12 protein-coding genes, 10 pseudogenes and 1 riboswitch are annotated in these 23,904 nt (G+C 59.9%); of the genes and pseudogenes, 14 read left to right on the top strand and 8 right to left on the bottom strand.

Annotation, left to right across the window (positions count from 1 at the left end; genetic code table 11):
- Positions 1 to 100: pseudogene (locus AC0L24_RS13915) on the bottom strand (LysR family transcriptional regulator); the annotation flags it as partial.
- Between the two features lie 494 nt (positions 101 to 594).
- Positions 595 to 2,745 (bottom strand): S46 family peptidase, encoded by a 2,151-nt coding sequence (locus AC0L24_RS13910; protein ID WP_473563845.1) that lies wholly within the window; start codon positions 2,743 to 2,745, stop codon positions 595 to 597.
- A 313-nt stretch (positions 2,746 to 3,058) separates the two neighbouring features.
- Between AC0L24_RS13910 and AC0L24_RS13905 the strand changes: the two are divergent.
- From AC0L24_RS13905 to AC0L24_RS13850, 12 genes and pseudogenes are all read left to right on the top strand, one after another.
- Positions 3,059 to 3,235 (top strand): annotated as a pseudogene (locus AC0L24_RS13905) (biotin synthase BioB); the annotation flags it as partial.
- Positions 3,231 to 3,835 (top strand): annotated as a pseudogene (locus tag AC0L24_RS13900) (aminotransferase class III-fold pyridoxal phosphate-dependent enzyme); the annotation flags it as partial. The pseudogenes AC0L24_RS13905 and AC0L24_RS13900, both read left to right, overlap by 5 nt.
- Positions 3,836 to 3,852: 17 nt before the next feature.
- Positions 3,853 to 4,023: pseudogene (locus tag AC0L24_RS13895) on the top strand (3-oxoacyl-ACP synthase); the annotation flags it as partial.
- Positions 4,024 to 4,057: 34 nt separating this feature from the next.
- A pseudogene (gene panD, locus AC0L24_RS13890) lies at positions 4,058 to 4,508 on the top strand (aspartate 1-decarboxylase).
- Between the two features lie 115 nt (positions 4,509 to 4,623).
- Positions 4,624 to 4,740: riboswitch (TPP riboswitch) on the top strand.
- A gap of 103 nt (positions 4,741 to 4,843) precedes the next feature.
- Positions 4,844 to 6,679, top strand: a complete 1,836-nt coding sequence (gene thiC, locus AC0L24_RS13885; protein WP_473563844.1) for a phosphomethylpyrimidine synthase ThiC — start codon at positions 4,844 to 4,846, stop codon at positions 6,677 to 6,679.
- The gene (gene thiO / locus AC0L24_RS13880; RefSeq protein WP_473563843.1) at positions 6,676 to 7,677 is read left to right on the top strand and encodes a glycine oxidase ThiO; all 1,002 of its coding nucleotides are present in this window, start codon (positions 6,676 to 6,678) and stop codon (positions 7,675 to 7,677) included. Before thiC ends, thiO begins: the two co-directional genes overlap by 4 nt.
- Positions 7,646 to 7,843 carry a sulfur carrier protein ThiS gene (gene thiS / locus AC0L24_RS13875; RefSeq protein WP_473563842.1) on the top strand — a complete coding sequence of 66 codons (198 nt, stop codon included), beginning with the start codon at positions 7,646 to 7,648 and terminating at the stop codon, positions 7,841 to 7,843. The genes thiO and thiS overlap by 32 nt, the downstream gene beginning before the upstream one ends.
- A 1-nt stretch (position 7,844) precedes the next feature.
- Positions 7,845 to 8,618 carry a thiazole synthase gene (locus tag AC0L24_RS13870; RefSeq protein ID WP_473563841.1) on the top strand — a complete coding sequence of 258 codons (774 nt, stop codon included), beginning with the start codon at positions 7,845 to 7,847 and terminating at the stop codon, positions 8,616 to 8,618.
- A complete protein-coding gene (locus AC0L24_RS13865) occupies positions 8,615 to 9,220 on the top strand; it encodes a thiamine phosphate synthase (RefSeq protein WP_473563840.1) in 606 nt (201 codons plus the stop codon). Before AC0L24_RS13870 ends, AC0L24_RS13865 begins: the two co-directional genes overlap by 4 nt.
- Entirely contained in the window at positions 9,211 to 10,023 is an 813-nt protein-coding gene (locus AC0L24_RS13860) for a hydroxymethylpyrimidine/phosphomethylpyrimidine kinase (RefSeq protein WP_473563852.1), read from the top strand. The genes AC0L24_RS13865 and AC0L24_RS13860 overlap by 10 nt, the downstream gene beginning before the upstream one ends.
- 4 nt (positions 10,024 to 10,027) lie before the next feature.
- A pseudogene (locus AC0L24_RS13855) lies at positions 10,028 to 11,915 on the top strand (BPTD_3080 family restriction endonuclease); the annotation flags it as partial.
- A gap of 819 nt (positions 11,916 to 12,734) precedes the next feature.
- On the top strand, positions 12,735 to 13,436 hold the full coding sequence (locus AC0L24_RS13850) for an MFS transporter (RefSeq protein ID WP_473563839.1): 702 nt from the start codon (positions 12,735 to 12,737) through the stop codon (positions 13,434 to 13,436).
- Positions 13,437 to 13,687: 251 nt separating this feature from the next.
- On the opposite strand, the gene AC0L24_RS13845 is transcribed toward AC0L24_RS13850, so the two are convergent.
- From AC0L24_RS13845 to AC0L24_RS13825, 5 genes and pseudogenes are all read right to left on the bottom strand, one after another.
- Positions 13,688 to 13,846 (bottom strand): RES domain-containing protein, encoded by a 159-nt coding sequence (locus tag AC0L24_RS13845; RefSeq protein ID WP_473563838.1) that lies wholly within the window; start codon positions 13,844 to 13,846, stop codon positions 13,688 to 13,690.
- Positions 13,847 to 14,502: 656 nt separating this feature from the next.
- Positions 14,503 to 14,876, bottom strand: a pseudogene (locus AC0L24_RS13840) (DDE-type integrase/transposase/recombinase); the annotation flags it as partial.
- Positions 14,877 to 15,088: 212 nt separating this feature from the next.
- Complete coding sequence (locus tag AC0L24_RS13835; RefSeq protein WP_473563837.1) at positions 15,089 to 16,774, bottom strand: NAD(P)/FAD-dependent oxidoreductase; 1,686 nt, start codon at positions 16,772 to 16,774, stop codon at positions 15,089 to 15,091.
- A gap of 257 nt (positions 16,775 to 17,031) precedes the next feature.
- Complete coding sequence (locus AC0L24_RS13830; RefSeq protein ID WP_473563851.1) at positions 17,032 to 17,097, bottom strand: isopentenyl transferase family protein; 66 nt, start codon at positions 17,095 to 17,097, stop codon at positions 17,032 to 17,034.
- 105 nt (positions 17,098 to 17,202) lie between these two features.
- Positions 17,203 to 17,424 (bottom strand): annotated as a pseudogene (locus AC0L24_RS13825) (transposase); the annotation flags it as partial.
- A 342-nt stretch (positions 17,425 to 17,766) separates the two neighbouring features.
- Here AC0L24_RS13825 and AC0L24_RS13820 point away from each other — a divergent pair.
- Positions 17,767 to 17,844, top strand: a pseudogene (locus AC0L24_RS13820) (recombinase family protein); the annotation flags it as partial.
- 20 nt (positions 17,845 to 17,864) lie between these two features.
- Positions 17,865 to 18,416: pseudogene (locus tag AC0L24_RS13815) on the top strand (ISNCY family transposase); the annotation flags it as partial.
- A gap of 244 nt (positions 18,417 to 18,660) precedes the next feature.
- Here the strand turns inward: AC0L24_RS13815 and AC0L24_RS13810 are convergent.
- Positions 18,661 to 23,877, bottom strand: a complete 5,217-nt coding sequence (locus AC0L24_RS13810) for a Ulp1 family isopeptidase (RefSeq protein WP_473563836.1) — start codon at positions 23,875 to 23,877, stop codon at positions 18,661 to 18,663.
- Positions 23,878 to 23,904: the final 27 nt, after the last annotated feature.

Here is a 23,904-nt window from a genome sequence, read left to right as displayed (position 1 = left end):
CTGAGACCATCGGCGGGATCATGCCAAAGGCCTGCACGATAACCTCGACACGTCTCTTGAGGCCATGCTCAAGCAAATAACGCTCCTCGATGGAGGGCTTCAGCTCGGACCTTGACTAGTGCGATTAACGAACGTCATTTCGCTGGTCGAACGGGTGGACCGCTTTATTGGTTCGTCGCCCGTAGCGCTTCCATTCGCGATGCTGCCTTCATTTCGCGGTCCTCGCCAAACTGTTCAGACAAATCGAAGCCAGCTCTCCCGCGGACAGACGCTGGCAAGCTGTGCGTGGACTTAGCGAAACAGCCGTCCGCAATTTAGCGGAATCCCTGTCCAGAGTTTGCGAAACACGCAACCAAAACATGAAAGTGCGATGTTCAGGCGCATCGGTGCGACTGCACCAAGCTAAGTCATTTGAAGTGATGCCAAGGGGAAACGGAATTGAGCAACGGCTCAAGCGCTGGCGAACCTTCGAATGTTGCGCATATTGGAGCGCCGCCGATTCGAGCACGATCAACGATCGCTGTGGCAAGCTCACGTCAATGTCTCCGAAGTGCCGTTCTGCTGGCGAGGCCGACGCATTTGCCGCCCGCCAGACTACCCCGCTCGGGAGCGCGACGCCGGCAGCACTCCCATTTCCTTGAGCAACCGGCCAGCGCCGTCAATCTTGTCCATGGTCCAGAGCATGAAACGGCTGTCGACATGGATGCTGCGACTGCGGTCTGCGGCATATGCCCAATCGGAGATCACTCCATCAAGCGTGCCATCGAAGGCGAGGCCGACGAACTCGCCGCGCCCATTCAGCGTCGCCGAGCCGCTATTGCCGTTGGTGATGTCGGCGGTGGACAGGAAGTTGACCGGCAGCGTGCCCAGCGCCGGCGCGACATAGGGGCCATAATCCTTGGCTCGGATCGCTGCGATAGCCGCATCTGGAGCGTCGAACTCACCCTTGCCCGTTTCTTTGGCCAGAAGTCCCTCGGCCGTGGTGAAGGGCGTCCAGGTCTGCCCGTCGCGTGTTCGCCCCGCCACCTTGCCCCAGGTGATGCGCAGTGAGCCATTCGCGTCGGGATACATCGGCCGGCCGATTGCCTGCCGGTAGGCACGCTGACCGTGCATATAGATGGCGCGAGCCGCCTGGCTGCGTCCAGCACGGTCCTTCGCAGCCTGCTCCGCAGCGATGTCGCCGGGATAGAGAGCGACCGCCAGCTTGATGAAAGGGTCCTCGGATGCCTCGAAGGCAGCAGCGGGCTTATCAAGCCAGCCGAGCCGCGTCGCCGTGTCTGCGAGTTTGGTGCCTGCATAAAGTCGGTCAAGGCCAGTTTGGCCCAAAGCACTTTCGAAAGCAGTATCGCGGTCCTTTGCATCCAGCCGGCGATATTCGTCGAGTGCGGCCTCGAAAAGCTTTCGATCGATGTCTGGCAAATAGCGGCGTTCGATCTGCGTCAGCTGATCCGAGATTTCTTTATGGTTACGATCCTGAAAGCCGCTTTCACGGTCTTCATCGGGCTTCTCGTGCTCCTTTGTCCAGCGATAGAGAGTGCGTGCCGATGACAGTAGTTGCGCGCGATTGAGCAACGCCTGGCGCAGCCTCGCCAGCGAAGCCCGGCTATTCTCGCCCACCATCGCGTCCAGTTCGCGGATTGCTGCGTCAAAGCGCGTCTGCCGCACGGGATACTCAGCGACCCAAGCGCGAAAAACTTCCTCCTCGGTAGCCTTGCGCGCGTCGAGGCCGATCGCGTCGGCGCCGACTAGATCGCCCGCCAGCTTCTTCTTGTAGTTTTCAACGCCTTGTAGGATGGAGGCGTAGCGGATCTGCGCTTCGCGATTGCCTGCCGTGGCTTGCTTGATCTGAGCGGCATAATCCGAGAGCAAACGCTGGGACAGTGGTTCGTATTCGGCGAAGTTGAACTGGACTTCATCGGCGGTGAGGAACCGCTGGGTTGCGCCGGGAAAGCCGGCGACCATCACGAAATCGCCTTCTTGGACGCCTTGACGGGCTATGGGCAGCCAACTCTTTGGCCGGTAAGGCACATTGTCACGCGCATAAGGCCGGGAGGAACCATCAGGAGCGACATAGGCGCGATAGAAGCCGAAATCGCCTGTGTGGCGCGGCCACATCCAATTGTCCGTTTCGCCGCCGAAGTTACCGGTGCCGAGCCCGGGCGCATAGACGAGGCGCACGTCCTGAATTTCAAGGTTCTGCTGGAGATAGTAGAAAGCGCCGCCATAGTAAGGCCTCACGTCGCAGCGGCGACTGGCCTGTTCTTCACATGCAGCGATCAGCGCCTTGCGGTTCGCTTCGAGCCGCTCATAGCGGGCAAGGCCGTTCAGCTTGTCCGAGACGCCCTTGAGCATGTCAGCGGTCACATCCCGCATATCCTCGGTCACATAGATGCGGCTGCCGGGCGCCGCAGGCAATTCTTCACCCAGGCTCTTCGCCAGAAACCCATTGGTGAGATAGTCTTGACCCTCCCTGCTGTTGTACTGGATGGACTCCAGCACGCAGTGATGGTTGGTGGCGACCAGCCCTTGCGGACTGACGAATGAGGCGGAGCATCCGCCCAGTGAAACGATCGCGCTAAGCGGGGCAGCGCCCAGACGGCTCAGCTGCGCGGGATCGATCTGGAGCCCATCCGCGCGCATGGCCGCGCCGACTTCCGCACTCTGGGCCGGCATCCACATGCCTTCGTTCGCCGATGCAGCGGTGGCCGTCCAGAGCAAGGCGATGGCACTTACCCAAGCAACCATATCACATTCGCAGTTCATACTGGTGCCTCTCCCATTCTATCTACTGTCTCCCCCGACTGGATCGACTTCGGGCTGGCCGGCGACGCCAGCGCCTGCGATGACGCTCCCCTCATCGTATCGGTTCTGGGCAACGTTTGCGGCTCGTCCGTTGCACTAATCGTGCCAAAGCAATAAAGCTTTCAACGACTCAAATGGTAAGCTGCCTTCCATGTCCGACCTACGACATTTCGTCGTAGACCGGACGCCCCTCGTCCTCGCTAGCGACGAAGCCCGCTGCCGAATCGCCGTCGCCTGTCCATAATCGTGAGAGCGCGTTTCTTCCCCCGATCTGCCGGAACATCCCGAAAGCGTTCCGATCGACATGCTTATCCCGATCGACGGCACCCCGCTTGCCGACGCCAAGCCGATCGAGCCGATCGAATTCGTGCGCGTGATCGCGCTGGCGCGCATCATGATGCCGAAATCGCATGTCCGTCTTTCAGCCGATCGCCGAGACCTCAGGCACGCTGCTGACCGCCGATGAGGTGATGACCGACTGGGGACGCACCGCAACCATGTTCGCCTGCGAGCAGGCCTCCATTTCTCCTGATATCCTTTTGCACCTCGAAGCCTGACCGGCGGCGCTATCCCGCTGGCCGCCACGCTGGCCACCGATACGATCCTCCAAGGCTCATTATTCGATCGACCGGAAGAAGACCTTCTTTCATTCGAGTTCGTACACCGCCAATAAGATTGCCTGTGCGGGCCGCACTCGCCAATGTCGAGATCTGGCGGAACGAGCCTGTCGCCGAGCGGATCGCGGCCTTGAGCGCGATGCAGGCCGCCGGGGCTTCGACGCTTTCGCGACACCTTTCTTCACCGGCAGCCGCGACCGGCACGATCGCGGCACTCGATCTGCGCGCCGGCTCCGCCGGCTATCTGGCCGAGATCGGACCGAAACTGCGCGCGTTCTTCCATGAGCGCGGCCTGCTTATTCGCCCGCTCGGCAATGTCCTCTACCCCCTCCCGCCCTATTGCATCACCGGCGACGAGTTGGACGGTCTCTATGACGCCATCGAGGATGGCCGGCGAACGCTTCGGTTCGACGCCACGGGCAGATCGTCGCGCATTCTCGGGCTTGGCCACCATGCGCCCGGGCGAAAGGTCGATAACCCGGAAATCGAAACCGGTCTCGGGCTCGAACCTGGCTGGATCGAGCAGCGCACCGGAATTCGCTCGCGATTCTGGGCAACGGACGAAGACACGTTGTCTGGCCTCGCCGCCCGTGCCGGCGACATGACTGGTCATTCATGATGGATAGGACAACAGACCAATGCGAAAGCTAGTCGCTGGCAAGCTGCACGGCATCCACGTCACCGAAGCGAACCTCAACTATCATCGCTCGATTGCGCTCGACCCCGTCCACTGCGAGGCAGCCGGAATCCTGCCCATGGAATTCGTGGAGATATGGAACAAGAATTCCGGAGCGCGGATTTCGACCTATGTCATTCTCGGCGAGCGCGCTCACGATGCTGCATCCTCAATGGTGCGGCTGCCCGCACCTGCCAGCACGACGACCAGATCGTTGTCTGCAACTCCGTCTACCTGGACGAAGCGCACATCACCTCGCTGAAGCCGCGGATCGTCCGGTTCGACCAGGACAACCACATAGGCGATCGCCTGAGCTACTCCGTCGATCTTGATGTAAATGGGTGTTACCGTTCTCGATCCTTGACGAGGCGAATGAGGCTTTGGCCATCACGGCCCTGGTCTCCGGGGCGTGATTTGGTCCCGACGCATGCGCGAACTCCCGCGCGGTTTGATTAACCGCCGGCCGTCACCGCCGGCCCAAGGCGCCCGAACCCGCTTGACAAGATAGCGCAGGCCCGTTCAACCTAGGGCATTCACCAGGGGAGTCCCGGCAAGGGGCTGAGATACTGCTGGCTTTCACGGCGCAGTGACCCGTTGAACCTGATCCAGTTCATACTGGCGTAGGGACGGTGCAAGCGCTTTGCGGGAGTTTACGCCCGAGGTCCTGTTTCGGCAGGTCGACCAGAGCGACTTTTCATCCTTCCGGCACAGAACTGGGTCTCCAATGCATGAGCAAAGGAGCCTCAAGATGAATGCCCTCACGCCCGCCGTCTCGACGGGACCGCTGCCCGCCTCGCGGAAAATCCACAAGTCCGGCGTCCTCCACCCGCACATCAAGGTACCGATGCGCGAAATCTCCGTCCATCCAACGGCCGGCGAGCCGCCTGTCATCGTCTACGATCCGTCCGGCCCCTATACCGACCCAACAGTCGAAACCAGCATTGAGAACGGCCTCGCCCGGATTCGCCACGAATGGATTGTGGCACGCGGCGATGTCGAGGCTTATGACGGCCGCCACGTCCGGCCCGAAGATAATGGATTCGTCACGGGCGAGCGTCTGACGCCAGAATTTCCCGTTCGCAACCGGCCGCTAAAGGCCAAGGCCGGCAAGGCGGTTACCCAGCTTGCCTATGCGCGCGCCGGCATCATCACACCCGAAATGGAGTTCGTCGCCATCCGCGAGAACCTCGGGCGGGAGATGCTTCGCGGCAAGCTCGAGCGCGACGGCGAAGCCTTCGGCGCGGCGATTCCAGATTTCGTGACGCCGGAATTCGTGCGTGACGAGGTGGCGCGCGGGCGCGCGATCATTCCCGTCAACATCAACCATCCCGAGAGCGAGCCGATGATCATAGGCCGCAATTTCCTGGTCAAAATCAATGCCAATATCGGCAATTCGGCGGTCACATCGTCGATGGCCGAAGAGGTCGAAAAAATGGTCTGGGCGATCCGCTGGGGCGCGGACACGGTGATGGACCTGTCGACCGGCCGCAACATCCACAACATCCGCGACTGGATCGTGCGCAATGCGCCGGTGCCGATCGGTACGGTGCCGCTCTATCAGGCGCTGGAAAAGGTCAACGGCATCGCCGAGGATCTGAACTGGGAGGTCTACCGCGACACGCTGATCGAGCAGGCCGAGCAAGGCGTCGACTATTTCACCATCCACGCCGGCGTGCGGCTGCACTACATACCGCTGACCGTCGACCGGGTCACGGGCATCGTCTCGCGCGGCGGCTCGATCATGGCCAAATGGTGCCTGCACCATCACCGGGAGAGCTTCCTCTACGAGCATTTCGAGGAAATCTGCGACATCGCCAGAGCCTATGACGTCTCCTTCTCGCTCGGCGACGGCCTTCGTCCCGGTTCAATAGCCGATGCGAACGACGCGGCGCAATTCGCCGAACTGGAAACACTTGGAGAACTCACCAAGATTGCTTGGGCAAAGGACTGCCAGGTGATGATCGAAGGCCCGGGCCATGTCCCCATGCACAAGATCAAGCAGAACATGGACAAGCAGCTCGCAGTGTGCGGTGAGGCGCCGTTCTACACGTTGGGGCCGCTGACGACCGACATCGCGCCCGGCTATGACCACATCACCTCAGGGATAGGTGCCGCCATGATAGGCTGGTTCGGCACCGCAATGCTTTGCTACGTCACGCCGAAAGAGCATCTCGGCCTTCCCGACCGCAACGACGTCAAGATTGGCGTGATCACCTACAAGATAGCCGCCCATGCAGCCGATCTGGCGAAGGGCCATCCGGCAGCGAAAACCAGGGATGATGCCCTTTCGCGCGCGCGCTTCGAGTTCCGCTGGGAGGACCAGTTCAACCTGTCGCTCGACCCCGAAACCGCACGGTCCTTCCACGACCAGACCTTGCCCAAGGAGGCGCACAAGCTGGCACATTTCTGTTCGATGTGCGGGCCGAAATTCTGCTCCATGCGCATTTCTCACGACATCCGTGCCGAGGCCCAGAAGGAAGGCATGGCGGCAATGGCTGCAAAATACCGGGAGGGCGGCGATCTCTACATGCCGGCGGACGAGACTGGCGTACCGGTCGTGCCAGAGGCTCCCAAACCATCATGAGGGTGCTCGTCAAAGGGGCCGGCGTTGCCGGCCTCACCGTCGCTTTCGAACTCGCCGCCCGCGGCGCGAAGGTCACAGTCGCCGAGATGCGGCATGGCCTTGGCGGCAACGCGTCGTGGTTCGCCGGCGGCATGCTGGCGCCATGGTGCGAGCGCGAAAGCGCGGAGCAGCCGGTGCTGGATCTCGGACGCGACGCTGCCGACTGGTGGGATGCGGTGCTGTCGGGTCAGGTGACACGGGCCGGGACATTGGTCGTGGCCGCGCCGCGTGATGCCGGTGAGCTTGACCGGTTCGCCAGTCGCACGTCAGGGCATCGGCGCGTCGATGAAAACGAAATTGCGCTCCTGGAACCCGACCTCGCCGGCCGCTTCCGGCGTGGATTGCTCTTCCCCGACGAGGCTCACCTCGACCCACGCCGGGCGATGGCGGCACTTCATGACAAGCTTGCGACCATGGGTGTCAAATTCCACTTCGGCTGCGACGCCCGGCCTGTTTCGGGTTTCGCCCGTCAGATAGACTGCATGGGAATGGCAGCGGCCGATGACAGACTGCGCGGTGTTCGCGGCGAAATGCTGATCCTTCGCACGCCTGATGTCTCGCTGTCGCGGCCGGTCCGTTTGCTTCATCCACGCTTTCCGCTTTATGCCGTGCCGCGCACCGATCACCGTTTCATGATCGGAGCGACGATGATTGAAAGCCAGAGCGCCGGACCGTTGACGGCGCGTTCCATGATGGAGCTGCTGGGCGCCGCCCATGCCCTCCATCCGGCCTTTGGTGAGGCCGAGATCGTTGAAACCGGTGTGGGTGTCCGTCCGGCATTTCCCGACAATTTGCCACGCGTCGAAACAGACCGTGAGATCATCGCGATCAACGGTCTTTATCGTCACGGCTTTCTCCTCGCCCCCGCCATGGCGCGCCAGGCTGCCGACCTGGTTTTCAGTCAAGACAGAACCAAGGAGCATGCTCATGAAACTGATGGTCAACGGCGAGGTGCGTGAGATTGCCGCCACCACGCTGGCCGAGTTGCTTGCCGCGCTCGACTATGAGGGCGATTGGCTCGCCACCGCGGTCAACAGCGACCTCGTGCACAAAGCCAACCGCGCGGAGTTCCAGTTGATCGACGGCGACCGGATCGAAATCCTCTCGCCCATGCAGGGCGGCTAGCATGTTGGAGCTTTATGGAACCGAGCTTTCGTCGCGCCTGCTTCTCGGCACGGCTCAGTATCCTTCGCCGGCCATCCTTGCCGATGCAGTCAAGGCGTCGGGCACGTCGGTGGTGACCGTCTCGTTGCGGCGTGAGATGGCGGGCGGTAGGGCCGGCGAACAATTCTGGTCGTTGATCCGCTCGCTGGGCACCAGAATCCTGCCCAATACCGCCGGCTGCCTTTCCGTCAAGGAAGCCGTCACCACCGCGAAAATGGCGCGCGAGGTCTTCGGCACCAACTGGATCAAGCTCGAAGTGATCGGCAATCACGACACGCTACAGCCGGATGTGTTCGGTCTGGTTGAAGCCGCCCGCATCCTGTGCGAAGACGGCTTCAGCGTGTTCCCCTACACCACCGACGATCTTGTTGTCGCCGAGCGGCTGCTGGAAGCGGGCTGCAAGGTCCTGATGCCGTGGTGCGCACCGATCGGTTCCGCCTTGGGACCGGTCAACATGACGGCGCTGCGCTCGATGCGCGGATATTTCCCTGGCGTCCCGCTGATTGTGGATGCGGGGCTTGGACGGCCGTCGCACGCGGCCACCGTCATGGAACTCGGCTTTGACGCCGTGCTCCTGAACACAGCGGTCGCCAAGGCGGCAGATCCGGTCGGCATGGCGCGTGCTTTCGGTAAGGCGGTCGACGCCGGTCGTGAGGCGTTCAGTTCGGGAATGCTCGAACCGCGCGACGTCGCCGTGCCATCGACACCGATGATCGGCAGGGCAGTTTTTTCATGAAGCTCGACCCCTTTTATCTGATCGTCGACAGCGCTGCCTGGATCGAACGGCTGGTGCCGCTCGGCGTCGAGCTGGTGCAGCTTCGTATCAAGATCATGGACGAAGCCGGGTTGCGCGCCGAAATCCGGAAGGCCAAGGCCTTGTGCGCCGAGCACCAATGCAAGCTCATCGTCAACGACCATTGGCGGCTGGCGATCGAGGAAGGCTGCGACTTCGTTCATCTCGGCCAAGAGGATTTGCAGACCGCCGACCTCTCGGCAATAAAGGCAGCCGGTGTAAGGCTCGGGCTCAGCACACATGACGATATCGAACTGGAAACGGCTATGGCCGCGGGACCCGACTATATAGCGCTTGGTCCGATCTATCCAACCATCCTGAAGAAGATGAAATGGGCACCGCAAGGGCTCGGACGGATCAACGAGTGGAAGCGCCGGGTCGCACCGGTTCCTTTGGTCGCCATTGGTGGCCTCAACCCTGACCGGCTCGACGGTGTCTTTGCGGCCGGTGCGGACAGCGCGGCGGTGGTCACCGACATCACATTGAATGCCGATCCCCAAGCGCGCACGCGAGAATGGATCGAAAAGACAGATCGATGGCGCTGAGGCGAGAACCGCATGTGCTTGTCGTCGGCGGATCCGACTCCAGCGGGGGCGCCGGAATCGTGCGCGACCTTGAGGCGATCTCTTCCTTTGGCGTGCGCAGCTGCCTTGCTGTCACCGCACTAACGGTGCAGACCCACGAAGCCGTCCAGGAAATCCACCCTATGCAACCCGGTCTGGTAGCCGACCAGATGCGAGCGGCGCTGCAGGCCAACAAAGTGGCGGCCGTCAAGATCGGCATGCTTGCCACGGCGGAGATCGTCTTTGCCGTCGCCAGTGTGCTGCGCGACAATCCGCAGGTGCCGACGGTGCTCGACCCCGTGCTGGCCTCCACCTCAGGTCGGGCGCTACTTGAGGCAGACGCTATCGCCGCCATGAAACGTGACCTGATGCCGCTTTGCCGGGTCCTCACCCCCAATTTCATAGAGCTGGCGCTTCTTGCCGGCTCGGAATTGGCGAAGGATGAGGGCGCTGCGCTTCAACAAGGACGAAGATTGGTGACGGCCGGGCTCCAGGCCCTTCTGATCAAGGGTGGTCATGCGTCGGGACCCAGATCGACCGATATTCTGTTACGCTCCGGTCATGAACCAATCCGCTTCGATGCACCGCGCCTTTCCACATCGATGCGCGGAACGGGATGCATGCTGGCCAGCGCGATCGCCGCGCGTCTGGCGAACGCGAGATCGCTGGAAGACGGCGTGCGCGAAGGTAAGCTGTTTGTGTTCGAGAAGATTCAGAAATGTCGGTTGAACCAAAACATTCTGCGTCCAGCCAAGCGGACGCATTGTCCAGACTTTTTGAGGTAGCCTGCCGCCAATCGACGGAAGGAGGACGTCGAAGTACCTTGTTCCCGTGCCGCGCGGGAAACGTTCGAAGGCGACGGCCGCACAGCGGGCGCTCGATCTGGATGAGGCTGGGCACGAAGCAGGCAAGGATTCCCCGAATGCGCTGGTCAACGAGTTGCGGCGGCATCTGGAATCCTGGCGCGCTATCCCGAATCCTTCCGATTGGGGTGTGACGCCCGCAACCCAGCGACTGCTCCAGCATTGGCGGCATCACAAGTTTTCCAATCAGCAGCCGTTCTTCTGTCAGGTTGAGGCAACCGAGACGGTCATTTGGCTGACCGAGGTCGCTCGAAATCGAAAACAGTATGCCCACATCTTCAGGTCTCTCGAGGCGGCAAACAGGGATTCGAATCCCGAACTGTTCCGGCTAGCGCTCAAGCTGGCGACGGGCGCGGGCAAGACGACAGTCATGGCGATGTTGATCGCCTGGCAAGCGATCAATGCCGCCCGCCAGCCTAATTCGAGCCTGTTCTCCCGCGGTTTCTCCTTGTTGCCCCCGGGATCACGATCCGCGACCGGCTTCGCGTCCTCCTGCCGTCGGATCCCGACAACTATTATGTCACGCGCGAGTTGGTGCCGCCGGACATGATATTTGATCTCGGCAAGGCAAAGATCGTTATCACCAACTATCACGCCTTCCAGCGCCGCAAGGCGCATGACCTCAACCCTGTCGGCGAACGCCTCATGCAGGGACGCACGGGAGCCGCAATCGAGAAACAAGAAACCGAGGGTGAGATGCTGCAGCGCGCCTGCGGCGAACTCCTTCCCCTCAAGAACATCGTCGTCATCAATGATGAGGCGCACCATTGCTACCGGGAACGGCCTGGCACGGATGAAGAGGCGGAAGCCAAGGGCGAGGACAAGGAGGAGGCAAAGAAGAATAACGAGGCCGCTCGCCTCTGGATCTCCGGCATCGAAGCCCTGAAGCGCAAGCTCGGTCTTCGCGGTGTCTACGACCTGTCAGCGACGCCCTTCTTCCTGCGCGGCTCGGGCTATGATGAGGGAACGCTGTTCCCGTGGGTCGTGTCCGACTTCTCCCTGGTCGATGCGATCGAATGCGGTATCGTCAAGCTGCCCCGGGTGCCCGTCGCGGACAACGCGGTCAACGCGCCCACCCCGATCTACAGAAACCTCTGGGATCACATCGGCAAGAAGATGCCGAAGAAGGGCGCTGGCAAGTCAGGGGACTTGGATCCTCTTAGTTTGCCAAGTGAGCTTCAGACGGCCCTTCATTCGCTTTATAGCCACTACAAGGAGACGTACGAGGACTGGGAACGCGTCCCAATCGACGTGCCGCCCGTGTTCATTGTGGTCTGCAACAACACTGCGAGTTCGAAGCTAGTCTATGAGTGGATCGCCGGATGGCAGCGCGAGCGCCAAGGCGGGATGCAAACCATCCACACGGGCCACCTCGACCTGTTCCGAAACTTCGACGAACGCACGGGCGAGCCCCTGCCCCGTATGAACACATTGCTGATCGATTCCGAGCAGCTTGAATCCGGCGAGGCTCTGGACCCGATTTCCGCCAGATGGCCGAAGCCGAAATTGACCTGTTCCGGCGCGAGAGGCAGGAGCGAGAGGGAGCAGCAGCTGGAAGCATCTCGGACTCGGAACTCCTGCGCGAGGTGATGAACACGGTTGGCCAGAAGGGTCGACTTGGCGAGAAAATCCGCTGCGTCGTCTCCGTCTCGATGCTGACCGAAGGTTGGGACGCCAACACGGTGACCCACATCCTCGGGGTGCGCGCCTTCGGCACGCAGCTGCTGTGCGAACAAGTGATCGGGCGCGGCCTACGCCGCCAATCCTACGAGCTCAACCCGCAAGGCCTGTTCAACACCGAGTATGCCGACATAACGTCGGCCTCGGCCTCACCGGCTGTTCCCAGATGGTCGCCACACTCAATGGGAGGCTTTTCATCGATAGCAAACCCGGAGCGGGCACTGTCGTCAAGGTCCGCATCCCAATCGGTGCATAATGATTGGCCTCATGGGGCGCCGGCGGCTCAACCCGTTTCATTGCTGGGCGGGAGACTAACATCGTCTCTATGACCGAGACTTAAAGTGGGTCTACTGCTGCGGTGCGGATCGGTTATATCTTAGATCAGGATCGAAATGACTTGCATGTAGCGCGATTTATCTCCTGCAATTCAAAAAAATAATAACGTTGACCGAAGAAAACCGCGTAATCTATGTCATGGATCTGCCGTGGCAATTTCCGATACGGTCATCAGTTTGCAATCAACAATATACATTCCGCCAATGTCTGTCGTGGGGTTGGCTAACGGACGTTCGATGATGTTCTCGATGGCCCGCTGTTATACTGGACAAGGCGGGCTGGCGGTTCGCCGCTGACTGTTTGCAGGCTTGCCCCGCTCTCACCGAGCTGCCGTGGGAGGCGCGAACCGTTGCGGGCTCCCCCGTATTTGCGATGTGCATTGCGGGGTAGGATGCCAGTCGAACCGCTCAGAAAGGAACAATGGAGCTAGTCGCCCCGACAGCTCACCTTTGGCTACACATTCCGCAGCCCAGTTAAGCCGTTTGGGACGCGGCGATCAGCGCTAAGGCGGCTCAGACCGTCAGGCTCACACAGCCATTCTCCAGAGGGATGATCATCAACGGCCCGCGGTGAGGAGGGTCAGCCGGCTGAAAGAGGACAATGGCAATGACCGTCACGTGCTGTTCGCGGCCCCGGAGGCTTTGCAGTCTGCTGTCCCCAGAGCGAAGCCCGTACCAACTGAGCTTTGCGTCTTTTGGATTCCGGTCGTCCGTTCACACGATTTTCTCCTCTGGTCCATTTTCGAGCGGCACCAAGCGACGTTAAAAGCGAACCTGAACTGCCCAGAACACTACTTGGAATCGGATGCCCGGCGACCGGAGCTTGATCTCCTTGTCGAGAAGAGACTGATCGTCATGCCTTCGACCGATGAAAACGCATCCACAGGGTTGCTGGCGCCCCTGAAGAACCCGACATTTCGTTCGATCTTTCTGGCTTTGCAGCTTTCGAGCCTGGGCCTGGCTGATGCAAACGGTGGCGCTTGGCTGGCTCATGGCCACGGTCTCTCCAGCTCGGACGTCCTGGTTGCGCTGGTCCAGGCCTCGTCGACCTTGCCGGCGTTCTTTCTGGCCGTGTTCGTTGGCGCCATTGCCGACAATTATAGCCGCCGCATGGTCCTGATCGTCGGTCGCAGCGGCCGCCTCCGCCATGCTGACGATCCTGATGGCCTTGGGCGCTACCAATCCATGGATGATCCTGGCGTTCAGCTTTCTCGACGGCTGCGGCATCGCGCTCAGCGACCCGAGGCTTATCTAGCCGCCTCGATTGCGAAGCCGGACCTCCATTTTTGGCCGGCGAGCCGTGAACCGGCCGTATGGTAGCGTCGGTCTTGTGATTGCGGCCGACAGAAGACCACAATAATCCGGTTTAGGCGAAGGGCTTTTCAGCGGGTCTCAAAAAGGGAAACGGCAGCCCTTCCCGCCGTGACGAGATAGCCCAGTTCCTCATCATCAGGCATCACAGGCACGGTGATGCGGTCGCTCAGCTGGCGCAGGAAATGCCGCTTGTTGAAGGCGATCGAGATGCTGAGGATCGAAAATACTTCCGCACGTCATAGCTTCGCGCAGCGCGGTCAATCCAGAAGCTTGACCCGCCGCGTGATCTCGAAGCGAGCAACGACTACGGTACATCCAACTGGAGGTCGGACCTCGGCTAAAGCGACCAGTGCGTCATTCGCTCCAAAGAAGACAGAGATACCTCGTGCGTTCATTCGGCCCGCGCGCGGCCGCAATGGGCGGAGGGCCGAGATGGAGGTCAGGTCGGGCTAGTGCTGCCTCTATCTCCCGATAGTGGGGAAAGGACCTAGCCCGGTAGAGGCTGGATATCGGAGCACCTGGGCCGGCGTCGACGAGAACCGGCATTTTTCCTCTCGCCGTAACCTTGTCGAGATCGCCGAATAGCTCCGAAGGATGACGTGCCGCGGACCGGTCAAAAAACCGTGCTTCCGTGTTCAAGGAGCGCTCGAAAGAAGCCCATTCCGCATGCCAGCGACCTCTTTACGTCCTTTCTTTCATAGTGGCTTTCGCTGGCAAACTCGGTCTCCTGGCCGGACATGGCAGAGTCCCAGGTTAGAAAATCGATCTTCAAGGATAGATCTTATGTCGATTGCCATATCCAGCGGCATCGAGGCAGCGTCTGCTATGGCGTCATCAACTGGTTCCCCCTCGCGTCCCATTCGTAGTCCGACTCCTTGTCATTCTGCATTGCATACTGAATCGACGTCGGCTGATCGGAGGTGCGGTCGTAATACAGCTCGAATACCGTTGCTAGGTGGTCAGAAAGTTCTTTGAGGCTGAAGCTGGGATCTTCGTCCCGGCAATAGAAACATTGCGAGGGGGATATCACGTTGTCTGTATATACACGCGTTGAGACCTGCAGCCGCTGATGTCAGCTGACCATGGCCACGGCTTTCCATTCCGCCATGGCCTGCAGGCGGTGAATATGTGTAGCGAGAGCGGAGCGTTTTGAGCGGGGCGGGACGAAGAGATTGCGCAGAGCCGAGAAGATCGAAACGAAGCGTTGCAGTGCTCCTGGTGACTGGAAGCCTTGCATAATCCGCAGCTCCCGTTTTCGCAGCGGGACATGCGATTCTCGGCACGGTTGTTCAATCCCTTATGCGACCAATGCTCGATGTCTGGCATCACCTGTCGCCTGGCTGCTCCATAGGAGCGCAGCTTGTCGGTGATCATGCGCTTCGGCGCGACGCCTTTCTTCTTCAGCAGCCGCGTCAGCAAGCGCTTGGCCGCTTTGGTGTTGCCGCGGTTGCAGTACCGATGCTACTGCATCCCGCGCCTGTCAGCGCAGGAAATCCCATCCTAACGGTCGACCATGGATTTTTGCGCCCTAAAGGGCCGATTCCCTGATATCCAACGCCGAAGTTTTCCCGGCCAGTATTTGATTGCAAATCTCCTCGAGTGTGGACGTTGCAAACATTTAAGAAGCCTTCTCTAAAGAACGCTAAATTTACCGGTTCTCAATATCGATAAGCGGGATTCATCGAATCAATAGGGTTACCGCTCAAGAGCTGGCCGCCACTGCTGCGGATAACAGCACATGCGGCATTCAAGCCCGTTTGTACCGCGCCCTCGACCCACCCGCCGGTAAAGGAGCATCCACATCCTGCGAGATACAAGCCCGTGTCTTCTTCCGGTCTTTTTGCGGTAGCGAATTGGAAAAATAACCGTTCTGAATAGATGTCTTCACCAGGATAATTGAGCTTGAAGGCACCTACCGAATATGGATCCATCAGCCAATCGTGCTGCAGGACATGACGTTCATAGTCACCGTTAGCCGGGACTAGATGACGGGCGAAATCAGGGGAAATGGTGGCCAGATCATCGACCAGACGCTGGCACCGTTCCTTTTTGTCCAGAATGGAAAGCATTTTGTTAGCATCATCTTCCCATGTATAACTTAACAGCACCACGCCCTTATCATCCGGATCATCTGGCTGATAGTCTAGGCAGTAAACCCCTCTGGCAAGGCCATCTGACAAGATGGTTGTCGGCGAGCCTTTTTTTAACCAGAACTTGCTTTCCGTCAGCATAAACAGCTTGGAAGAGCCGGTAAGGTGAGTTTCTCTGACCGCTCGCAAAACTTCGTTAGTAAGAAAGGTTCCATCCGCCGTGAGACGATGGGCCAGCTCCATAGCTCGATTGCTGGTAGTGACGATGACGCGGTCAAAAGGCACGACCTGCCCTCCTGCGCATGTCACGAGAATCTGACCGCCCTGTTTGTAAATACGGCTTACATGACCGTAGCGGACCCGCTGCCGCAAACTCACACCGTTAAGCTCCTGTTCAGCCAACCGTTTCACCAACAGGGAGATCCCTCCCATAATCAGGCGCTGATCGTCCTCGTACCCGTTAATTACTAGACGCAGTATCTCAGTAAACGCGGCTTGGTACACAGGTAAAAAGCCTCCAGATCCAATCCCCAGCGATCCGAAAAGCTCAAAATCTTCCGGCCTTTTCCAAGGTACGCGCCCTGGTGGCTGCGGTCCGGTAAAGATGGTGACGAGGGCCGAATAGAAGGAGATGTCACGAAACGAATCTAGCCAGGCCTGCCATGCGTCACGAGCTTGATCAAAGCGATGCGACCGAAGCAAAGTTGTGATCTTTGCCGGTGCGGGCAGTTGAATCCCTTCGTGCACGTAGCCGTCGCTTATCAAAGCCTGCCATCCTTGATGAACGCGTCTGAACAGTGGCGGCGGAGACTCGCCGGCCTGCCATAAATGACGCGCACCTCGATAGTGCACCTCGGTATCCACGATGCCCGGATCGGGGAAGGAAGCTGCGGTATCTATCCTCAATTTGTCCAGATAATGGAACAGGCAGGTTGCGCTGGAAGGAAAGCGCATAGCGCCCATCTCGGCAATGAGATGCGGTTCGCGCGGGTCGAAGATTTGTGACCAAGCCCGCCCACCCATACGATCCCGCGCCTCAAATAGCACGATGTCCGTTATTCCGGCACGCAAAAGTTCAGTCGCCGCAACCAAGCCACTGATGCCGGCGCCCACAATGCCAACCCGCGGGCGCCGGCTGTTTTGAGCAAAGCTCCCAATACCACCTTCAGATTCGCTCAATCGCAAGAACGGTCCATAATCATACAGAAGATCGATACTTGGCAATGAATTTCTTGCGATAGTATTGTTCAGCATACCGCTCTCCGGTGATAGCTATATTTCTTGATATCTAGTGTAACCGCCCTCAGAATGCCTCCCCCGTTAAATTGGAACGTTGGCCACAGCATAACAATTGCTGCGCACAGGAGGCGCAATTACGGTTTGTATTAGAATGGAGATTGTCATCTCTAGTACTTGGTAATAATAATCACTGCAAACGCATCTGGCTAATCGACGATTGACGCATATTTATTCGGCTGAGAATAGTTCAGCCGAAATACATCGCGTTCCTCTCATATTGGGAAGTTTCGCTCCTGGCACCGAGCGTGTTCCAAATACTCGTGCGCGATATCTTCGATTAGCGCTTGCTAACTATCCATATTACCTATTTCTTTCTATCACTAAATCTCACTCATTGAATTATTATTACGTTTCATATGTAATATAATACGCTTCCTCACTGATCAGAGCCCATTTGTCCGTTCTCTTCGGCCGATGGACATGATGCGCCAAGGCTGGTTTTCGAGCTTGCGCCAAGCATCGCAGCAATGGGCGACGATATCGTCATAGGATTTGAAGATGCGGTTCGACAGCCAGTTTTCGCGCATGACGAGCCAGAGGTTTTCGACCGGGTTGAGCTCCGGTGATTTCGGCGGCAGTGGCAGGATGGTGATATTCGTGGGCACGACGCCTGGCGTCCTTTCCGGCAAGCAGCCTTTGGTTGCTTCCATCGACGGCTATATCACTTGGGGGGCGAGGATGAGGCAGCTGACTACGTCGACGAAAACGGCCAGGCATGGCAGGCCACGCCCGGTGCAGTCGCGTGGCTGGCGGAGGTTACCAGAAAGCTGAAACCACGACGACTGCGTGACTGACCACCGGAACCGATGGGCGTGTTCTAATTTGGGTATACCCGGCCTGAACACCTGCCCTGAACACGTCGCAACCGGAAAAGCTTGTATATTGTGGGCTCAATCTTCGTCAATGAACAGAGCATCGCGCCGACACACCCAAAATGAACAGTTTGCATGACCCGCATCGGATACGCCCGCACCTCCACCACCGAACAGAACCTCGCCGCGCAGATCGCCGCGCTCAAGGCCGCCGGCTGCGAGGTCATCCGCGAAGAGCAGAAAAGCGGTTCAGTCCGCCAGCTACGCCGCATCAGCGTCCGGTTGCAGACGCTCGCACCTCAGATGCAGTCCGCTCCGTCTGCAGGAAATCTACGCCGGGCTCGATCCTGTCCTGCTATTCCGCGATATCCGTGCCGTGCAGGAGCGACTCGCTGCGCTTGCCGATACTCCGCCCGCCATGCGCCCTGACGGAACAGCTCAGCCAATCGACCTTTTCTTGGCGAGTTTGCGGACTGCTTGGAAGGACGGAGCTATCCGGCCGACGGGTCGCCCGATTGTGAAAGCCAAAAGGGGGCGGCGGCGTCCTGACCCTCTCGTCAAGGCGACTGCGGACTCACGAAATTGGTTCGAAGCCGAACCATGGCGAAACCGGCAGCGAACTTCTGTCACGACTGCAGGCCGAGTATCCCGGCGATTACCCGGACAAAATGCTTCGAACGCTTCAGCGCCGGCTAAAAGTCTGGCGCAGCGAACAGGCGGACGCGTTGCTGTTTGGCCCCTTGAACAAGGAGCCGCCGATCCTGCAGATCGCGGGGCCACACTGAGGCGCCGTGGCGCTCGCTAAGGAGGCCGGGAGCAAAATGGATGAGGCAACGCTGGAATCTCGAGGAACATCGTTACGTGAGGCAATACGGCATCTCATCCTGATCGTCGCGCTATAGAGTTCCAGGCCTACATCGCCTTCCAACAATGCCAGCCTGATCAATTACGGCGAGAGCTACGGCCCGGAGAGCGCATCAGCGCATCTGTCGTGAAAAGAGCTGTTCTGCTTGGCCCCAGCCATGGAGCTCAACGTCCCGCGTCGGAGCGCTCTCTGCTTCTGAAGGAGGCCATCAGCTCCGCTCGGGCTTGATCGGAGGCTTGGCTGATGGACGTCGTGGTTGCTTCGCTCGGCTGCCGCCCCATGGCGCTTTGCGGATTGTCAGTCCTCTGCCTCTTCGCTGGCCGCAACAGCGCTGTTGAATCTTCATTGTTGATGATGACGCCCCCGCTGTTCACGAGGTTGCTCCTGTCAAGTGTACTCGTCAGCTCGTCCTGGGCCTCGCGCGTCTTGCCCAAGTGCCGTTCAAACGGCGCTGGCGCGATTTGTCGGGCTTGCTGCTCTTGCAAGACGGCGTGTTGCACCTGCGACCCGGCTGCTGCAAAAGCATCCGCGGGGATTGCGGCAAGCTCGTGCGGCAAGCGGCCCTCCCTCAGTCGGTTTTGCAGCGCCTGCCGGTCGGCGAAGAGATAGTCGAGGTGCAGCGGCAGCTGCGGGACTGGCCGCTCTTCGTTCGCCAATCGAAGAACCAGCTCGCGCGTGCCGTCCACCACAAAGACGCCGCAATCAACACCGTTGTTCTGCCGGGCCATGGCGGGTGTCACAAAGGTGGTCGCGTCCAGTCTTGTTGCGAGCTCTCGTGCAGGTGCGTCATTGGATCCCCGTCGATCGCGCTGATGGATGGAGTCGTAGTGATAGGCGACCGCTCTTTCCGGGTCGCGGCGATCAACGAGCAGCAACGACCAATGCTCGTTGCGTCCATCATTCTCCACCATAGCCATGGGATTGCCACTGTTCACTGGCAGGAACACGAAGTCGGCTGCGACGTCGTTTTGATGATAGATGGACAGCAATGTAGGTTGCGGGTCCCGGTCGTGACGGCGCAGTTGCTGGGAGACCAAGGAATCCACCAACCGCGTTCGGGCGGCGAGCGCTGGGTGGGCGGCCTGCAGGCTCTGCTCCAGCAACCGGTAATCCCTGTGAATATGGACGTCGCCCAGCAAGTCGTCGCCGAGCACCGCGCCCGCGGGAAGGTTGGACGAGCCTGACGGAAAAGCTCCGATCGGAGCATCGGAGGAGGTGGTCAGATCGACCAACGGAACATCGCGATAGGTGTCTGACAGCCTGGCGGTCGCTGGCGAGGCGGGTTCTGGAACCCTTGCCGGTAGTGCTGCCGCTGCAGCTTCCCTCATCCGACCGCGATGGACGAGCCAAAAGTCGTTGCGCCCTTCCGGCCTCTCGGCGGTGTGGCCGTGACCTTTGATCTCATAGTTCCATTTCGGGTTTTCCGCATCCGGCAAGAGGCCATGGTGGTCCAAGGAAGAGAGCATTGCGTCTGGCACGCGTTGAGTCCCATGGGAGAAGCCTTTGGGGACGGCGAATGAGACGTCTATGGAGTTCTCGATGGCAGCGAGGGGTGCCTCAGACCTTGCGGAGGGCGCGGCCTGCGCATGCAGCCTTCCGATGTGTTCGGACCCTGTGCCTTGAACCGGCACCCCTTCCAATGGCAATTCACCCAACTGCTGCATGGGGGGCTGCATCGGCACGCGACCGCCCGAATTGCCGATTTCGCTCAGCGGCTGCTGAATGGCGGCGGCTTGCGGCGTATTCGGGACCCTCTGCCTCTCCGCTGACCGCAACAGCGCTGTGGAATGTTCATTGTTGATGATCACCCGCTCGGGTGGCAGGTGGTTGCCCTGGTCAAGCGCATCCGGCGAGGGCCGGATCTGCTGTTGGCTGGCAGCTAACGCCGGCGGGGCGGCGGCCTGAACTCCGGCGTGCCCAGAGCCGGCCGGTGCCAAAGCGTCCGCCACGATGCTGTTGAGGTCACCCGGTCCAGCGGGCATCCCTGGGTCGCTGAAAAAAGACGAGGCGGCTTGATCATCCTGCCGTTGCTGAAGCACTTCGCGGAACCCATGTTCCAGTCGCAGAAGCTCCTTTGGATTGGTTGGCGACTCGTCAGCTTGATCGAACAGCCTCCGGGCCGTCTCGAGACCCCCGTCTGACACGGGCTCCGCATCGCGAACCCGTTGCAGCGCGGAGAGGAGCTTGCGGTTGCCTGGAAACAACCTCTCGGCGAATTTGATCCGCGAATCGTGATCCAGCCCAGAGATCGTCTGGCCCCGACTCTCAAGCGCCTCAGAAAATCTGCGGAGACTACGACCATAGACACCACGGGTGCTTGAGGCCAAGCTGCTGTCACTGGCCACTTGTTCCAAGACATGCGCGTCTGCCTTTGAGGGCACTGCCGGCCGGGCAGTCGCTGAATAGTCCGGCTCATGATACGCACGCAGGACGTTCAAAGCCTTCTTCAAATAATCGTTTTTCGGAAAGACAGCATCGACGTGATCGACCAGGGATTGGTGATTTTTTAGATCAGACGCTTGGCCGCGAGCGCCGAGATCATTCACCAATCGGCGAAGTGCATACTTGTACATTCGGAGCGTGCTCTCGCTATGGTGTTGCTGAGCCGCAGCGTGGGCGATCGCCTTATCAATAACGTCCTGGTGTTCGCCGGACAGATGGGGATAGCCGGTAGCACGGGCGCCACTCGCGACAGGAGCGGGATCGGCTCGGCGCGGCTCGGCCACGTGCTGCTCAAAGCCCGCTTGCCGGGCCTGGCCCGCATCCGGCAAGGGGTCATGGCGGTCCAAGGAAGAGAGCATCGCGTCTGGGACGCGTTGAGTCCCATGGGAGAAGCCGTTGGGGACGGCGAATGAAACGTTTATGGAGTCCTCGATCGCAGCGGGGGGCTTCTTAGACCTTGCGGAGGGCGCGGCCTGCGCATGCAGCCTTCCGATGTGTTCGGACCCTGTGCCTTGAACCGGCACCCCTTCCAATGGCAATTCACCCAACTGCTGCATGGGGGGCTGCATCGGCACGCGACCGCCCGAATTGCCGATTTCGCTCAGCGGCTGCTGAATGGCGGCGGCTTGCGGCGTATTCGGGACCGTCTGCCTCTCCGCTGACCGCAACAGCGCTGTGGAATGTTCATTGTTGATGATCACCCGCTCGGGCGGCAGGTGGTTGCCCTGGTCAAGCGCATCCGGCGAGGGCCGGATCTGCTGTTGGCTGGCAGCTAACGCTGGCGGGGCGGCGGCCTGAACTCCGGCGTGCCCAGAGGCGGCTGCTGCGAAAGCGTCGGCCACGATGCTGTTGTGGTCACCCGGTCCAGCGGGCATCCCTGGGTCGCTGAAAAAAGACGAGGCGGCTTGATCATCCTGCCGTTGCTGAAGCACTTCGCGGAACCCATGTTCCAGTCGCAGAAGCTCCTTTGGATTGGTTGGCGACTCGTCAGCTTGATCGAACAGCCTCCGGGCCGTCTCGAGACCCCCGTCTGACACGGGCTCCGCATCGCGAACCCGTTGCAGCGCGGAGAGGAGATTGCGGTTGCCTGGAAACAACGTCTCGGCGAATTTGATCCGCGAATCGTGATCCAGCCCAGAGATCGTCTGGCCCCGACTCTCAAGCGCCTTAGAAAATCTGCGGAGACTACGACCATAGACAACACGGCTGCTCGAGGCCAACCTGCTGTCACTGGTCACTTGTTCTAAGATATGCGCGTCGGGCCGCCGGCCAGTCGCTGAATAGCCCGGCTCATGAAACGCACGGAGGACGTTCAACGCCGTCTTTATATCATTATTTTTCGGAAGGAAAGCATCGACGTGATCGACCAAGGATTGGTGATTTTTTAGATCAGACGCTTGGCCACGAGCGCCGAGATCATTCGCCAACTGGCGAAGTGAATACGAGTATCTTCGGAGCGTGCTCTCGCTATATTTTTGCTGAGCCGCAGCGTGGGCGATCGCCTTATCAATAACGTCCCGGTGTTCGTCGGACAGATGGGGATAGGCGGTAGCACGGGCGCCAGGTGAGGCGGACTCCGCATCGCGAACCCGTTGCAACGCAAACATGAGATTGCGGCTGTCTGGAAACAACCTCTTGGCGAAGTCGATCCGCGAATCATGATCCAGCCCAGAGATCGTCAGGCTCTGACTCTCAAGCGCCTCAGAAAATCTGCGAAGAGTACGAACATACTCGGCACGGCTGCTTGGGGCCAAGCTGCTGTCACTGGTCACTTGTTCTATGATATGCGCGTCTGCCTTTGAGGGCACCGGCGCTGGCGGCTCATGATACGCACGCAGGACGTTCAACGCCGTCTTTATATCACCGTCTTTCGGCAAGAAACCATCGACGTGATCGACCAGGGATTGGTGATTTTTTAGATCGGTCCCTTGGCCACGAGCGCCGAGATCATTCGCCAATCGGCGAAGTGCAGACGTGTAATTTCGGACCGTGCTCTCGCTATATTTTTTCTGAACCGCAGCGTGGGCGATCGCCTTATCAATAACGTCCCGGTGTTCGTCGGACAGATGGGGATAGCCGGTAGCACGGGCGCCACTCGCGACAGGATCGGCTCGGCGCGGCTCGGCCACGTGCTGCTCAAAGCCCGCTTGCCGGGCCTGGCCCGCATCCGGCAAGGGGCCATGGCGGTCCAAGGAAGAGAGCATCGCGTCTGGGACGGGTTGAGTCCCATGGGAGAGGCCTTTGGGGACGGCGAATGAAACGTTTATGGAGTCCTCGATCGCAACGGGGGGCTTTTCAGACCTTGCGGAGGGCGCGGCCTCAGGATGCAGCCTTCCGATGTGTTCGGACCCTGTCCCTTGAACGGATAGCCCTTGCAATGGCAATTCACCCAACTGCTGCATGGGGGGCTGCATCGGCACGCGGCCGCCTGAATTGCCGATTTCGCTCAGCGGCTGCTGAATGGCGGCGGCTTGCGGCGTATTCAGGCCCCTCTGGCTCTCCGCTCGCCATACCAGCGCTGTGGACTGTTCATTGTTGATGATCAGCCGCTCGGGTGGCAGCTGGTTGCCCTGGTCAAGCGCATCCGGCGAGGGCCGGATCTGCTGTTGGCTGGCAGCTAACACTGGCGGGGCGGCGGCCTCAACTCCGGCGTGCCCAGAGCTGGCCGCTGCGAACGCGTCGGCCACGATGCTGTTGTGGTCACCCGGTCCAGCGGGCATCCCTGGCTCGCTGAGAAGAAACGAGGCGGCTTGATCATCCTGCCGTCGCTCAAGCCGTTCGCTCAATTGTTCCAGTCGCAGAACCTCTTCTGGATTGGTTGGCGACTCGTCAGCTTGATGGAACAGCCTCCGGGCCTCGGCAAGGTGCTGCTCATCGCCCACTTGCCGTGCCTGGTCCGATTGCCCCTCTTCCAAGCCGGCGTCCTGCACCTGCGACAAAGCTGCTACCCGGGATGGGTTACTATT

It is taken from the genome of Mesorhizobium sp. WSM4809 (genome assembly GCF_055811655.1).
This window is presented reverse-complemented; position numbering and strand designations above follow the sequence as displayed.